Origin of the sequence: Nocardiopsis sp. NPDC101807 (assembly GCF_044766605.1) — a bacterium.
Classification (GTDB): Bacteria; Actinomycetota; Actinomycetes; order Streptosporangiales; family Streptosporangiaceae; genus Nocardiopsis; species Nocardiopsis tropica.
The window spans coordinates 77244-91718 of the sequence record NZ_JBIWMK010000006.1; the positions used below are offsets into that span (position 1 = coordinate 77244).

Annotated in this window: 13 protein-coding genes; 9 read left to right on the forward strand and 4 right to left on the reverse strand. The window is 73.0% G+C overall.

The window, feature by feature from the left end; translation table 11 throughout:
* Window positions 1-55: 55 nt before the first annotated feature.
* Entirely contained in the window at window positions 56-1051 is a 996-nt protein-coding gene (locus tag ACIRPH_RS19260; protein WP_402916173.1) for an ATP-binding cassette domain-containing protein, read from the forward strand.
* Window positions 1052-1115: 64 nt separating this feature from the next.
* Window positions 1116-1904, forward strand: coding sequence for a DUF4429 domain-containing protein (locus ACIRPH_RS19265; protein WP_402916175.1), 789 nt, complete (start codon window positions 1116-1118; stop codon window positions 1902-1904).
* Between the two features lie 6 nt (window positions 1905-1910).
* On the opposite strand, the gene ACIRPH_RS19270 is transcribed toward ACIRPH_RS19265, so the two are convergent.
* The 3 genes from ACIRPH_RS19270 to ACIRPH_RS19280 form a co-directional block, all read right to left on the reverse strand.
* A complete protein-coding gene (locus ACIRPH_RS19270) occupies window positions 1911-2636 on the reverse strand; it encodes a class I SAM-dependent DNA methyltransferase (RefSeq protein ID WP_402916177.1) in 726 nt (241 codons plus the stop codon).
* A 140-nt stretch (window positions 2637-2776) separates the two neighbouring features.
* Window positions 2777-5308 carry a class III lanthionine synthetase LanKC gene (lanKC, locus tag ACIRPH_RS19275; protein WP_402916179.1) on the reverse strand — a complete coding sequence of 844 codons (2532 nt, stop codon included), beginning with the start codon at window positions 5306-5308 and terminating at the stop codon, window positions 2777-2779.
* A gap of 53 nt (window positions 5309-5361) precedes the next feature.
* On the reverse strand, window positions 5362-5946 hold the full coding sequence (locus ACIRPH_RS19280) for a GNAT family N-acetyltransferase (protein ID WP_402916181.1): 585 nt from the start codon (window positions 5944-5946) through the stop codon (window positions 5362-5364).
* A 248-nt stretch (window positions 5947-6194) separates the two neighbouring features.
* Between ACIRPH_RS19280 and ACIRPH_RS19285 the strand changes: the two genes are divergently transcribed.
* The 3 genes from ACIRPH_RS19285 to ACIRPH_RS19295 all read left to right on the forward strand — a co-directional run bounded on the left by ACIRPH_RS19285 (window position 6195) and on the right by ACIRPH_RS19295 (window position 8224).
* Window positions 6195-6293, forward strand: a complete 99-nt coding sequence (locus tag ACIRPH_RS19285; protein ID WP_267947225.1) for a SapB/AmfS family lantipeptide — start codon at window positions 6195-6197, stop codon at window positions 6291-6293.
* Between the two features lie 76 nt (window positions 6294-6369).
* A complete protein-coding gene (locus ACIRPH_RS19290) occupies window positions 6370-6933 on the forward strand; it encodes an N-acetyltransferase (RefSeq protein ID WP_402916184.1) in 564 nt (187 codons plus the stop codon).
* A 37-nt stretch (window positions 6934-6970) separates the two neighbouring features.
* Window positions 6971-8224, forward strand: a complete 1254-nt coding sequence (locus ACIRPH_RS19295; RefSeq protein ID WP_402916186.1) for an activator-dependent family glycosyltransferase — start codon at window positions 6971-6973, stop codon at window positions 8222-8224.
* A gap of 13 nt (window positions 8225-8237) precedes the next feature.
* On the opposite strand, the gene ACIRPH_RS19300 is transcribed toward ACIRPH_RS19295, so the two are convergent.
* A complete protein-coding gene (locus ACIRPH_RS19300) occupies window positions 8238-9446 on the reverse strand; it encodes a nucleotide disphospho-sugar-binding domain-containing protein (RefSeq protein WP_402916188.1) in 1209 nt (402 codons plus the stop codon).
* Between the two features lie 326 nt (window positions 9447-9772).
* On the opposite strand from ACIRPH_RS19300, the gene rfbA reads away from it, so the two are divergent.
* The 4 genes from rfbA (at window position 9773) to ACIRPH_RS19320 (ending at window position 14411) form a co-directional block, all read left to right on the forward strand.
* Window positions 9773-10669, forward strand: coding sequence for a glucose-1-phosphate thymidylyltransferase RfbA (rfbA, locus tag ACIRPH_RS19305; protein ID WP_402916882.1), 897 nt, complete (start codon window positions 9773-9775; stop codon window positions 10667-10669).
* Window positions 10666-11664: a dTDP-glucose 4,6-dehydratase gene (rfbB, locus tag ACIRPH_RS19310; protein WP_402916190.1), complete on the forward strand. Its 999-nt coding sequence runs from the start codon at window positions 10666-10668 to the stop codon at window positions 11662-11664. The genes rfbA and rfbB overlap by 4 nt, the downstream gene beginning before the upstream one ends.
* Before the next feature lie 138 nt (window positions 11665-11802).
* Window positions 11803-12915: an AMP-binding protein gene (locus ACIRPH_RS19315; RefSeq protein WP_402916192.1), complete on the forward strand. Its 1113-nt coding sequence runs from the start codon at window positions 11803-11805 to the stop codon at window positions 12913-12915.
* Window positions 12912-14411 (forward strand): aromatic amino acid lyase, encoded by a 1500-nt coding sequence (locus ACIRPH_RS19320; RefSeq protein WP_402916194.1) that lies wholly within the window; start codon window positions 12912-12914, stop codon window positions 14409-14411. The genes ACIRPH_RS19315 and ACIRPH_RS19320 overlap by 4 nt, the downstream gene beginning before the upstream one ends.
* The last annotated feature ends 64 nt before the right edge of the window (window positions 14412-14475 follow it).

Sequence of the window (14475 nt, forward strand, 5' to 3'; positions counted from 1 at the left end):
CGCCCGGGTCCGTCCCGGACCGGGCGCTCCACCAGCGGAGGAGCGGTGAACGACGATGGCGACGGACGGTTCCGGCCCGGAGGCGATGGTACGCGCGCGCGGCCTGGCCAAGAGCTTCGGCGAGGTCGAGGCGGTCAAGGGGGTCGACCTGGAGGTGGCCCCGGGGGAGCTGTTCGGCCTCCTCGGCCCCAACGGGGCGGGCAAGTCCACGTTGATCGGCATGCTCTCCACCCTGATCACCCCGACGTCGGGGACGGGTTCCATCGCCGGGTTCGACATCGTGCGCGAGCGTCCCGACGTGCGCCGCAGCATCGGCCTGGTGTTCCAGGAGCAGACCCTCGACCGGTACCTGACGGGTTGGTACAACCTCAAGTTCCACGCCGAGATCTACGGCGTCCCGTCCGAGGAGGTCGACGGGCGGGTGACCCGGGCGCTCCGGGACGTGGGCCTGTGGGAGGAGCGGGAGAGGCTGGCCGGGACCTACTCGGGCGGCATGCGCCGGCGGCTGGAGATCGCACGGGGCCTGCTCCACCGCCCCCGCCTGCTGTTCCTCGACGAACCGACGGCCGGGCTGGACCCGAGGTCCCGGGAGGCGATCTGGGACCGCGTCCGGGAACTCAACGAGTCCGAGGGCATCACCGTGCTGATGACCACGCACTACCTGGAGGAGGCCGAGAACTGCGGGCGGATCGCCGTCATCGACGGCGGGGAGATCGTGACGGTCGGCAGTCCCGCCGAGCTCAAGGCGCAGATCGGCCGGGACCGCGTGGAGATCGTCGCCCGCGACCCGGAGGCCCTCCGGGAGGAGCTGAGCACACGGCTCGGCCTCGCCCCGGTGGTCGAGGGCGACACGGTCTGGTTCACGGTGGCCGGGGGGCGGCGGTTCGTCCCCCGCGTGTTCTCCGAGGTCGACGCGGAGATCACCTCGGTCCAGGTCAGATCGCCCTCGCTGGACGACGTCTTCCTGGCGCACACCGGGCGGGGGATCGACAGCCCCGTCCGGGAGGAGCGCGGAGGGGCCGAACCGCTGGTCGGCGGCCCCGGGCGCTGAGGCCGGGCCCTGCCCGCCGCCGCTGCCGCGGTCCGGATCGCGTGCCCGCCCCTACTATGTCCGTATGGCTGAGGTAAGCGCGCGTCACGGGTCGTGGTCCTTCGACGGGGCGGCCCTGTGGATCACTCCCGGGCGCAGAGCCCACCCCCTGCGCCGCGGCCTCGGCGTGGTGTCGCTGCCGCTGCCCGCGCTGGCGGGCGTCGTCTTCGAGCCCCGGCGCAGGGGCGGGACCCTCCGGGCCCACCCGCGTCCGGGCGCCGACCCCTTCACCGAGGCGACGGGCGGGCACCTGAGCCGCAGCGGCGACCCCTACCAGCTGCGCGTGGGCAAGGAGAAGGCCCTCGTCGCCGAGTACCTCGCCGAGACCGTCACCGAGGAGATCGCCGCCCTGGGGCCGGGCGACGCGACCGACCCCGACCGCTACCTGGTCGAGGCCCCCGCGGCCCCGGTCCGCGCCGACGCGGGCGACGCCTCGGTCGTCTTCGACGGCGCCCACGTCTACCTGCGGCCCAACTGGAAGGCGGAGTCCGCCAAGCGGGCGGCCGGTCCCCAGCGGCTCGCCCTGGACGAGATCGCCGAGGTCAGGTGGACCTCCGTCGCGAGCGGCGAGGACGGCAGTCTGCGGTTCGTCCCCTTCGGCAGGACCGAGTCGGTCCTGCCCAGGTACGACCCCTTCGCGGTGCACTGGAGCCTGTGGGGAACGGACTACGAGGGCGGGACCACGGCCGTCGTGGCGACGGCCGTCACGGCGCTGCTCCCGCACCCCACCGCACGCGGAAGGGCCGTCGAAGGCGGCCGCGCGTTCCCGGCCCTGCCGTGGCGCCGGACACGGCAGGAGCCGGAGGAGGCCTGACGCCGGTCAGCCGTCGGCGCGCACGGCCACCCACAGGCCGTGGGCGAACGGCTCGGTCCGCAGGTGCTCGGCCTTGCAGCCCGCCTTCTCGAAGGCCGCGGCGTACTGCTCCGGCGTGAACAGCGACATCTCCCACCCGTCCGTGGCGTGGCTCAAGCCCTCCTCGGGGTCGGCCACCGCGTAGTGCACGACCATGCGCATCCGGTCGTGCCTGCCCGTGACGCGGGTGGAGTGGGACAGGCGCACGACCGTCCGTCCGCCGTCCTCGACCAGGTCGCGGGAGACGTGCCCCGGTGTGAACCCCTCCGGTCCGACCCAGGGCTCGACCACCAGGACACCGCCCGGGTTCAGGTGGCGCACGAGCCCCTGGACGACGGAGGCGAGCTCGTCCTCGGATTCCAGGTGCGGAACGGCGAACATGCACGTGATGACGTCGAACCGGGTGTCCAGCGCCACCTCCCGCAGGTCCGAGCGCCACGTCCGCAGGCCGGGCACCCGGGCGCGGGCCAGCTCCAGCATCTCGTCGGACCCGTCCAGCCCCGCGACCCGGGCGAAGTGCCCGGAGAAGGCGCGCAGGTGCAGCCCTGTGCCGCACGCGGTGTCCAGCAGGGAGTCCGCCGCGGGACTGCGCTCGCGGACCAGGCCGGCGATCACCGCGGCCTCCGCGTCGTAGTCCTTGCCGCGGTGGATCATGACGGTGTCGTACACGGACGCGTAACTGCTGTCGTACATCGGATGGGCCTTTCCGTCCGTGGCCGCCGGGGCCGGGGGCGTCCACCGCCCCGGGTCTGCGACGGCCCTCCTCGTGTTCACGTGCCGGGGCGCGGTGCGCCCGCGACGGCGCCGGGACCGCGCGGTCCCGGCGCGGGTCCTCAGCCGGTCCCGTTCCCCGCGGTCGCGGGCGGCTCGGAGAAGAACGGCAGGAAGGGGCTCCCGCCGCCGGACGCCGCGGCCAGGGCCAGCAGGACGCCGGCGCCGCCGGTGGCGAGGTCCATGGACAGGCGCGGCACCCGTCCGCCGTGGAACGCGGTGTGGCCGCGGAAGGGCAGGGCGTACCACTCCAGCTCGCGGACGCGGGAGCGCAGGTCCTCCTCCGCCCCGCCGAGCCGGGCGAGCGCCGCGACCTGCCCGGCCTTGCCGTGGAGCAGGTCCGCCTGCGCGTACAGCAGGGTGTGGCACGACCGGCTCAGCGCGGGAAGGCTCTCCGCGCAGCGCTCGTCGGCCCTGTGCGCCAGGAGCTCCTGGACGACGAGGGCGACGCCGAGCCCCCCGGCGTCGATGTTGGGGAGGGCGCGGGCGCCGCGGTCGCGGACCAGCAGGGCGCCGTCGGGGGAGGCGACGCACTGGTCCAGGTCCAGGTGCAGCGCCCGCACCGCGGCGTCGGTCCAGGCGGTGTCGCCCGTGGTGCGGTACAGCGCGAGCATGGCCAGGGCCACGCCGCTCCAGCCGCGCATGAGCCCCGCCCGCCCGGTGGCCGGGCCGTCCCCGGAGGCCGAGGCGACCGCCTCGGCGAGCCGGCCGCCCAGCTCGGCGGCGCGGACCGCGTACTCGCTCCCTGCGTCCCCCGCCGCGAAGTGCACGAGGTTCGCGCAGACCCCGGCCGCCCCGGAGAAGAGGGAGACGCCCCCGACCGGCTCCCCGGCGTTGCGGTCCAGCAGGTCGGCGGCCTCCTCGCGGTGGCCCAGGTGGTCCAGCGCGTACGCCAGGCCCGCGACCCCGTCGTAGAAGCCCTGCCGGGGGGAGCGCAGGCGGCGCGACGCCTCCAACAGCCACGCCTCGTGCTCCTGCGAGCGCCCCTGCCCGGCCCGGTCCAGCGCCCACAGGACCCCGGCCGCGCCGTGGGCCATGCCGTAGCCGCCGGACACGAACTGCTGGAGGTCTCCGGGGAACAGCCGGTCGGTGCGCTCCGGCGTGGCGGACGCCCGGATGCCCGCGGCGACGGCCTGCGGGGTCACCGGGGTCGGCGCCGGGGCGCAGGGGGCCGGGACCAGCTCGCGCTCGATCTCGTCCGCCCACGCCGGGGGCACGGGGAAGAGCTCGCGGAGCACGCCGAGCAGGGCGGCCGCCTTCTCCGGGGCGAGCGCGGTGATCCGTGAGAAGGGGAGGAAGACGGACAGGCGCGTCGCGGCGAGGGCGTAGGAGTCGACGGCCGGGCCGGTCCTGGCCGACGCGGAGAAGCCGGGGGCGCCGAGCGGGGCCCGTCGGCCGTCGTCGTCCGCGTCGAAGGCGAGTTCGTAGTCGATGAGGGCGACGTTGTCCTCGGAGTCGACGATGACGTTATTGGCGTGCAGGTCGCCGAAGACGAGGCCGCGGTCGTGGACGGCGGCGAGGACCGCCTCCAGCCGGCCCAGGATGCGAAGGGCCCGCTCCGTGAAGGCCGCGAGGCTGTCGGCGCCGGGCCGGGCGTCCGTCACACCGGGGTGGTGGACGGCGCCCCACGAGCCCAGGGTGCGGCCCTCCTTGTACTCCTGCACCAGGAACCGGTGCCCGCCCAGCGTGAAGCTCCCGAGGAGCCGGGGGACGCCCGGGACGCCGTCCAGGCGGCGCAGGTTCTCCTCCTCGCGCTCCTGGCGCGCCACCGCGTCCCGAAGGTCCCGGTCCAGGCCCGCGTGCGGGCGGGCCTCCTTCAGGACGACCTGGAGGCCGTCCTCCTCCCGGCGGCCCAGGTAGATACCGCCCCCGTTGGAGAAGTGCAGGGCCTTCTCCACGACGTAGGGCTGGCGCTCCTCGGAGGACCGGGCGGCCAGGTGGGGTTCGAGGAAGGCGGGGAGCCCCGCCCAGGACGGGGGCGAGAACGAGGGGACGCGGCGGTCCGGGACGAGGGAGCCGTCCGGCGCGCGCAGCGCGGGGACCCGGGAGCCGTGCGCGTCGAGGCACCACCTCTCCCGGAACGCGCCGTACCTGACGTAGAGGGGGCCCCGGTCCCACCGCAGGTCGCTGAGGACGTACGGTCCGGGACGCCCGCCGACCAGGGCCGAGAGCCCGTGCAGGGTCCGTTCCAGCTCCTCCTCGTCGCGCGGGTAGACGGTCAGGAGCTTGCCGCTGGACGCGCGGGCCGCGTACTTGGCGTTGGCCGCGACGAGGATGTTCTTGTCGAGAAGGTACTTGAAGGCGATCCCGTGCCCGGTGCAGTAGTCCCACACGTCACGGCAGGTCGCGTCCGCGCCGTCCACCGTCGCCGAGACGTGGATCTTCCAGCCCTGCTCGGGCAGCGAGGGGTCCTCGGGGGCGACGACCTGCCAGAGACCGCTCCGTGTGCGCTTCCAGCCGGGCGGCGGCTCCAGCGCGCTCACGGAGAACTCCGCCGGGACCACGAGGGCGTGGCGGGAGCCGTCCGCCAGGCGGCTCGGCTCCTCGAAGAACAGCGGGTCCGCGAGCGTGTACATCTCGAACAGGTCGAGCATGGGCTTCCCTCCGGGAGGCGTGGCGGTACGGGCTCGGCCGCGCGGGGCGCGGTTCACTCGGGCCGGGGGCCCCCGGCGGCGGCCCTGGACCTGGGCCCGCGCGCGATCCTGTCGAGGATGGGGGCGCCGTTGGCGGTCCAGGCGCTCCGCGACACCGAGTAGAAGTGCAGGTCCCACAGCCGGCCCTGGAAGTAGACGTGTCGGGGGAGTGACGCCTCCCGGGGGGTGGACAGGAGTGCCGACCCGAATTGCCCCAGGCTCGCGTCCGTGGTCAGAACGTACACTTTCCTGAGGTAATCCCAATTCGCGAAAGCGTGGTTGACGAGCAGCATCATGGATTCGGCGCCCACGCCCACGGGAAGTCGGTCCGTGCGCATGAAGATTCCCAGTTTCACATGACCGGCCGGGTCGTGCTCGCGGATCGACCCGAAACCGAGGACCTCGCCCGTGCGCCGGAGCCGGATCTCGAATACGTCGACGAATCGGTTGGCCACCGAGTGGTAGGACTCGGAGAAGGCGTCGCGTGAGGGAAGGCTTTCCAGGCCCAGTTCCGTCAGGAGGTCGTAGAGTTTCGTGACGTTCTCCGGCGCGAGGGGGCTGAACCTGACGCGCGGGGTCTCGAGGTGCGGTGTGAGCATGGCGCGACACTCTAGGGGCCGTGCCCCGGCCGCCGGGCCGGGCCCGGGCGCCGCCGCCCGGCCGGTATCCGGGGCCGAGCCAGGTCGGGGCACGGAGGGCGGCTCAGGGCGCCGGTCCCGGCGTCCCGCCGGCGGGACAGCACGTGCGCCGTCCGCGGCACGGGGCACGTGCTTCTTGTCGCACCGGAGAAATTGCCCTAGGTTCTGAACCGCCAGTATCCGACTGCGCACAGGAAAGGAGCTCAGACATGGTTCACACCGACGTCCTGTCTCTTCAGGAGATGGACACCGTCCTCGACGAGGCCGTTCTGCTGAACAGCGGCATCAGCTACTTCGGTTGTAGCTGATTGTTTTGACGCGCTGTGGAGATGCCAATCTTCACAGCGCTTTTCTCTGCTCTGCCCAGAAGTGTCGGGAGAAGTTGTGCACGAGATCGTTTTTCCCCATCTGGAGACGCGGTCGGCCAGGCTCGCGTCCACCGGCGAGAGGTTCGGGGAGGCGGTCCACGACGAGCTCTCCGGGCTCGGTCTGGCCGGGATGCCGAGCCGCGACGTCTTCGCCTCGCTCTGGCCCAAGCAGTTCGAGGGCGTGGCCGCCCAGTTCTTCGTGGAGGAACCGGCGTCCGGCCGGGTCTGCGGGTACGCCTCCCTGCACTCCCTCAACCCGAACGGGCGCTACGTGAAGTGCGCCCTCGCCCTGGACACGGCACTGCTCGGGGAGGAGGGCGTGACGGACGCCCACGCCCTCGCCGTCAACTACGCCTTCTCGATGTGGAACATCCGCAAGGTCTACTTCTGGGTGGTCGACAGCGGGATCCCGGGCCTGCGCGCGACGGGGACGCCGACGCCCCGGGAAGGCACCCTGACCGAGTACCTGCGCGACGGGGAGAGGCTGCGATCCGTGCGGATCTTCGCCGTCTACCGGGAGGAGTGGGATGCGGCCGGCGCCGTCTACGTACGCGCGGCGGCGGGGGCCGGGTCGGCGTGAGCGCCGTCCGGCACGGGGGCTCGGGGCGGGGGCCGCGATGAGGGTGCTGATCGCGACGCAGGCGGAGAGGACCCACTTCCTGGGGACGGTGCCCGTGGCATGGGCCCTGAGGGCGGCCGGGCACGAGGTGCGGGTGGCGAGCCAGCCGCACCTGAGGTCCGTGGCCGCAGACGCGGGGCTGCCCTTCGTCCCCGTCGGCCGGGACCACCACTTCGCCAGGGTCAGCCGGAACGGGCTGGCCGACCGGCATCTGGACTTCGACATGGCGGAGGACCGGGACGAGGTCCTCACCTGGGACTACCTGCGCGAAGGCTACGGCAAGGTGGTCACCTGGTGGTGGCGGATGGTGAACGACCCCATGCTGGACGACCTGGTGGCGTTCTGCCGGGAGTGGAGGCCCGACCTCGTCGTCTGGGAGCCGTCGACGTACGCGGCCCCCCTCGCCGCCGAGCTGTGCGGCGCCGCGCACGTGCGACACCTGTGGAGCGTGGACCTGTTCGCCCGGGTCCGGGCGCGGTTCCTGGGGCGGATGGCCGAGCGGCCCGAGGGCGAGAGGGAGGACCCCCTGGCCGCCTGGCTGGGCGCCCGCGCCGCACGGTACGGGGTGGAGTTCTCAGAGACCCTGGTCCACGGCCAGGCCACCGTCGAGCAGGTCCCCGCCTCCCTCAGGGTGGACACGCCCTCCCACCTGGACTACCTGCCCGTGCGCTACGTCCCCTACAACGGCAGGGCCGTGGTCCCCGACTGGCTGCGCACACCGCCCGAACGCCCCCGCGTCGGGCTCAGCCTCGGCACGAGCGCGAGCCTGAGGCTGGGGGGCTACACGGTCGACGTGGGCACCCTTCTGGAGGGGCTGGCGGACCTGGACGCGGAGGTCGTCGCGACCCTGCCCGCCCACGAGCAGGCCAAGCTCACCGCCGTCCCCGCCAACACCCGCCTGGTCGAGTACGTGCCCCTGCACGCGCTCGCCCCCACCTGCGACGCCATGGTCACCCACGGCGGCCCCGGCACCGTCCTGACCGCTCTGACCTGCGGGATCCCGCAACTCCTGGCGCCGCACCCCCGGATGTTCGACATCCCGGTGCTGTCCGGTCTGGTGCGGGACCGGGGCGCCGCCCTGCTCCTGCCCCCCGACCGCGTCACCCCCGAGGCCGTCGCCGACGGCGTCCGCGCACTCCTGCGCGACCCGTCCTTCACCCGCGCCGCGCACGCCCTGCGACACGACATCGAGGCCATGCCGACACCCGCCGACCTCGCCCACACCCTCACCGACCTCAGCGACCGGCGCTGACCGGCCCGACCGCTCAGGCCCCGCCGGCTCCCCGGAGGGCGGCGATCCGCTCCAGGGCCGGGACCAGCTGGTCCGGGGCGGGGGCGGACAGGGTCTCGTCACGCATCCGCTCGGCCGCCTCCCTCGCCCCGGGACCGTCGAGGACGGCGGCCAGGTGCTGGTCGACCCCCTCGGTCAGGGCCGAGGCGAGGGACACCGAGCGCAGGGCGCCCCGGTCCTGGAGCGCACGCGTGATCAGGCCCCCGTCGAACTGGTCGACGTTGAGCACGACGAACTGCGGGAGCCCCTCCACCAGGGCGTTGCAGTACGAGTCGAAGCCCCCGCCGTGCACCAGCAGCGAGCACGACCCCATCAGCAGGTGGGCGGCCGCCGTGTCGGCGACCCGGATCTCCGGCGGGAGCGCCGGCAGCGCGTCCTCCCAGGAGCTGGGGGAGAGCACGACCGGCTCGGCCTCCAGCTCCATCAGCGCGTCGACCACGTCGACGAATGAGGCGGCGCCCTCCGGGGACTTGTTCCAGGAACCCCAGTCGACGAGCACGCGCCGCCCCTCGGGCTCCTCGCGGGCCCACGCCGGCAGGACCGCGCTCCCGCCGTAGGGCACCGGGCGCACGCTCAGGTGCGTCCCGGTCTCCAGTTCCCGCAGCCGCAGCGCCTCGGGGAGCTGGTGCACGGAGAACTGGCCCAGGACGAGGTCCTCGGAGAAGTCCACGCCGAACGCGGACGCGGCCTCGGTGAGCCAGGCGGTGAGCGCGTCGGGTACGGCAGGGTCGGGGTCGGTCGCCCGGTAGAGGCCGCGCAGGCGCGCGAAGAGGTCGATGCTCCACAGGAACCGCCCGTGGGCCGCGCCGCACGCCTCGGCGGCGATCGCCCCGGAGTAGGTGCTCGGCTCCCACAGGACCAGGTCCGGCTTCCACTCGCGGCAGAACGCCACGAGGTCCTCCGCCATCGGCTCGTTGACGAGTCGCCACCACCAGGTGACGTGGTCCTCGTAGGCGTCGCGCAGGTTCTCCTCGCCCAGCCGCTCCGGGCGTTCCTCGGAGAGGTCGAAGATGGACTCGCCCGGCTCCTCGCGCCCGTGGGCCACGACCTCGGCGAGGGTGTGGTCGCCCCCGACCGGCACCACGGTCAGGCCCGTCTCGGCGGCTGCCTCGACCATGGAGGGCTGGGTGGCGATCCGCACCTCGTGTCCGGCGGCACGCAGCGCCCACGCCGTCGGCACCATGCCAAAGAAATAAGCCTTGTCCGCGTATGCCGCGACGACGATTCGCAAGGTGTTCCCCACTTCCGGGATTTCGATGGTCCGATCGGTGAAAGCCGCCACCGCTCCTTGACAAGCCCGGCCCGCTGCATGTTCATTGCGGGTGTTGCACTCCGAACCTGTTCTCCTCTTCCGAGCCGGCGTGACGGTACGGTTGTGTTGATCCCTTCGGAAGAGGTTCTGGGAGCCTAGCACCGGTGCTGGATCCAGGCCGGTGGGCATAGCGCAGCAGTATGTTCGCGCCGTACTTGCCCGGCAATATCGATGTTCGGACCTCTCTGGGAGTCACCATGAAAGGTATTGTGTTGGCGGGTGGCACTGGCAGCCGCCTGTTTCCCGCTGCCCGAAGTATTTCCAAACACCTTTTCCCGGTTTACGACAAGCCGATGTTCTACTACCCGATCTCCGTGCTGATGACGGCTGGAATCCGCGAGATCCTCCTGATCACCAATCCTGAGAGCCTTCCCCTGATCCGTCAGGTGCTCGGCACCGGGAGTTCGCTGGGGATCGAGATCCGGTACGCGACCCAGCCCGAGCCCAAGGGGATCGCGGAGGCGCTGCTCATCGGCCGGGACCACATCCGGGGGAGCCGTAGCGCCCTCGTCCTGGGGGACAACATCTTTCACGGCGAGGGCTTCGGCGGACTGCTCGACCGGGCCGCGACCTCGACGTCCGGGTGCACGCTCTTCGGAACCAAGGTGAGCGACCCCCGGCAGTACGCGGTCGCGGGATTCGGGGACATGGGCAGGTTCGAGAGCCTGGAGGAGAAGCCGGCCGCCCCGCGCTCGGACTGCGCGGTCACGGGCCTCTACTTCTACGACCAGGACGTGGTGGACATCGCCGAGAGCATCGTCCCCTCCGCGCGGGGCGAACTGGAGATCACCGATGTCAACCGCGTCTACCTGGAGAGGGGACGGGCCGAACTCGTGACCATGGGGAGCGAAATAACCTGGCTCGACCTCGGCACCGAGGAATCCCTGTTGGAGGGAAGCCGATACGTTTCCACCACGGCCCGGGGGACCGGTGTCCGGGTCGCCTGTCTTGAGGAGATCGCCTTGCACATGGGCTTCATCGGAGCGGACGAGTGCTATCGGCTCGGGGAAGAGATGCCCAATTCCCGCTATGGCGCGTACGTCATGGAGGCCGCCCGCAGGGCGGCGGGGGTGCGGCAGGGTGCGGGTGTATGAAGATCCTGGTCACCGGTGGCGCCGGATTCATCGGTTCCAATTTCGTCAGACGTGTCCTCGCCGGCTCCTATCCGCGGTACGCGGACGCCGAGATCGTGGTCCTGGACAAGCTGACCTACGCCGGCACGACGGAGAGCCTGGCCTCCGTGGCCGACGACCCGCGCCTGTCCTTCGTCCAGGGTGACGTGTGCGACGAACAGCTCGTGCGCGAACTCATGGGCGGGGTGTCCCTCGTGGTGCACTGCGCCGCCGAGACCCACGTGGACCGCTCGATCTCGGACGCCGGCTGCTTCGTCCGCACCAACGTCATGGGCACCTTCCACCTGCTGGACTCGGCCCTGGCCGAGAACGTGGAGAACTTCGTCCTGGTCTCCACGGACGAGGTCTACGGGACGCTCGGTTCGGGATCGTGGGTCGAGACCGACCCCTTGGAGCCCAACTCCCCGTACTCGGCCTCCAAGAGCGCCTCCGACCTCCTGGCGCGGTCCTTCCACCGGACCTACGGCATGCGGGTCTGCGTCACCCGGTGCGCCAACAACTACGGGCCGTTCCAGTTCCCGGAGAAGATGATCCCGCTCTTCGTGACCAACCTGCTGGACGGGATGCCAGTGCCCGTCTACGGGGACGGCGGCAACGTCCGCGAGTGGGTCCACGTGGACGACCACTGCGACGCCCTCGCCCTGGCGGCCGAGCACGGTGAGCCCGGCGAGGTCTACAACATCGGCGGTTCGGTCGAGAAGCGGAACCTGGAGGTCACCGGCGCGCTCCTGGAGCTGCTCGGGCACGACGCCTCGATGGTCCGCTTCGTCGCCGACCGCAAGGGCCACGACCGCCGCTACTCCGTGGACGGGACCAAGGCCGCCGAGCGGCTGGGCTACCGGCCCGCCGTCTCCTTCGAGGAGGGGCTGGCCCGCACCGTCGCCTGGTACACGGAGAACCGCGCGTGGTGGGAACCGCTGAAGAAGCGCCTCCCCCAGGTGGAGGACGGCGGCTGAGGCGTCCCCGCATCCGTCCCGCCCGTCCCGCCCGTCCCGCCCGTCCCGCCGGCGGGACAACGACGAGGCCGGGACGGACCCGTATTCCCCGTCCCGGGCCCCGCCCGGGACCCGACCCCCGATCGGATCAGGACTCACGTGTCGGTTGACGAGCTCTCCCCCGGCGACCTCATCACACGGCTCCCCGCGGCGCCCGAACTCTCGGAACGGCCGTGGACGGTGCGCTGGGACGCGCTGGACCAACCCGCGGAGCGGTTCCTCGGCCGCCTGCTGCCCCCCGAGACGGCGTTCACCACCTCGGGAAGCACCGGCCGTCCGACCGTCTGGCACCGCACCCGTGAGCAGCTCGTGGCGGAGGCGGGCCTGCTCGCCGCGCTGCTGGAGGACGCCCGGCCCGAGGCGGTCGTGTCCTTCGCGCCGCCGCGGCACCTCTACGGGATGCTCTCCAGCGTGCTCGTGCCCGCCCTCCTCGGCGTGCCCGTCTGGTACGTGCCCCAGTTCGCCCCGCTGCCGCCCGCCGACCACCGCCGCTGGGCGGTGATGGCGATCCCCTGGACCTTCCGGATCCTCCTCAGCCGCACGAACTGGATCGAGGCGGCCGAACGCCTCGCGTTCGTCCACAGCACGGCGGTGGTCCCGCGCAGTGCGAACGACCTGCTCTCCGCGGCGGGCGACCGCGCGAGCCTGACCGAGATCTTCGGATCGACGGAGACCGGTGGCGTCGCCCACCGCGAGTGGAGCCCCCACGACCCGCCGTGGCACCTGTTCCCCGACGTCGAGTTCGGGCACGGACCGGACCGCCCCGGGACGGAGGACCCCCTGGTGGTCCGCAGCCCCCGCATCGCGCGGCCCGGGGCGGGGGCCCCGGTCGCGGAGTGCCGGATGGACGACCACGTGGTCCGGCTCAGCGACCGGACCTTCGGGTTCGCGGGACGCCGGACCCGGCTCGTCAACGTCAACGGGCGGCGCCTGGACCTGGACCTCATGGAGGAGGGGCTGGCCGACGTCCTCGACTGCGAGGACCTGGCGTGCGTCCCGGTGCTCGACCCGCTGACCGGGGAGCACTTCGACCTCCTGATCGTCCCGGCGCCGGCCGGGGCCCCCGACGCGGAGGAGCTCCGGAGGGCGCTCGACCGGATCGAATACCGTCCCCGCAGTGTGCGGACGGTGGAGCGGATCGACCGCTCCGAGACAGGCAAACTTCGGCGCGTGCAGTCCGCGCGCGCCCGCCCCGAAGGAGTGGACAGATGACGCCAACGCCGACAAGCCTGGCGGAGGTCGTCAGCCGGGCCGCGTGGGACGCGAGCATCGGCTGGACCGACGACGACCTCTCGCGGATGCAGGCCAGCGCCACGACCATGGCCAAACACCTGGCCGACGGCGCCGACGTCTACGGGGTCACGCGCGGCTTCGGCCCGCTCGTGGCCTTCCCCGCCTCGGAGTCCGCGGGCGAGCAGGGGGACGGACTCATCGCCCACCTCGGCAGCGCGCAGGGGGAGCCGCTGTCGCCCGAGGTCAGCCGACTCGTGGTCGCCCTCCGGCTCACGAGCATGCGCCGCGGCTACTCCGCGGTGTCGGTCGACTTCTGGCAGGAGCTCGTCGGGCTGTGGAACCGCGGCTTCACCCCCGTCATCCCGCGTGAGGGCACGGTGAGCGCCAGTGGCGACCTCCAGCCCCTGGCCAGCGCGGCTCTGGCGTTCGCGGGCCAGGGCGAGGCCTGGGTGCGCGAGGACTCCGGCGCCTGGTCGCGCAGACCCGCCGCCGAGGCCCTGGGCCGCCTGGGCGCGTCCCCGGTCCGGTGGAACGCACGCGAGGCCCTGTCCTTCGTCAACGGCAGCGGGGTCAGCCTCGCCGTCACCGTCGACAACCACCGCCAGGTCGAGGACGTGGTCCGCGCGTCGGCGCTGACGACCGCCCGGATGGTGGACCTGCTGGGGGCCAACCCCCAGGCGTACGCGGCGGGGATCGCGGAGGCCCGCGGCCAGAACGGCCAGGCCGCCGCCGCCGCGTGGATCAGGTCCGGCATCCCCGACGGAGCCGAGCGCGACGAGGCCAGGCCCCTCCAGGAGCCCTACAGCCTCAGGTGCGCGCCGCAGATCCTCGGCGCGGTGCTCGACCAGCTCGCCGCCGCGGAGCGCATCCTGCTGCGCGAGGCGGTGGGGACCACCGACAACCCCGTCAGCAGCGCGGGAGAGGTCCTGCACGGCGGCAACTTCCACGCGATGCCCGTGGGCCTGTGCTCGGACCAGCTCGGCCTGGCCCTCCAGCAGGTGGCCTACATGGCCGACCGGCAGCTGTCCCTGCTCTGCGGCTCGGACACCAACGGCGGGCTCCCGCCGATGCTCACCCCCCGGCCCGGGGCGGGGAGCGGCCTGGCCGGGGTCCAGGTCAGCGCCACCTCGTTCGTCTCGCGGATCCGCCAACTCGTGACCCCCGCCACCCTCACCGCCCTGCCCTGCAACAACGGGAACCAGGACCACGTGCCCATGGCGCTCAACGGCGCGAACTCCCTCGCCCAGGCCCTGGACCTGGCGTGGCTGGTCGTCGGCTCGCTCGGCGTGGGCCTGGCCCAGCTCGCCGCGCTCACCGGCAGGACCGGGGAGACGGGGCTGTGGGGCCGGATCGCCGAGCTGTCCCCGCCGCTGGACCGGGACCGCCCCCTCGCCGCGGAGGTGCGGGCCGTGCGCGACGCCCTCGCGGAGGAGGCCCGCGCCAGGTCCGGCGAGTGGGTGCACCGGGACGCCTGAGGCCGGCCGCGTGCGGCGGGCCGACCGTCCGCCGCCCGCCCGGACCCACCGCCCCGTCCGCGTC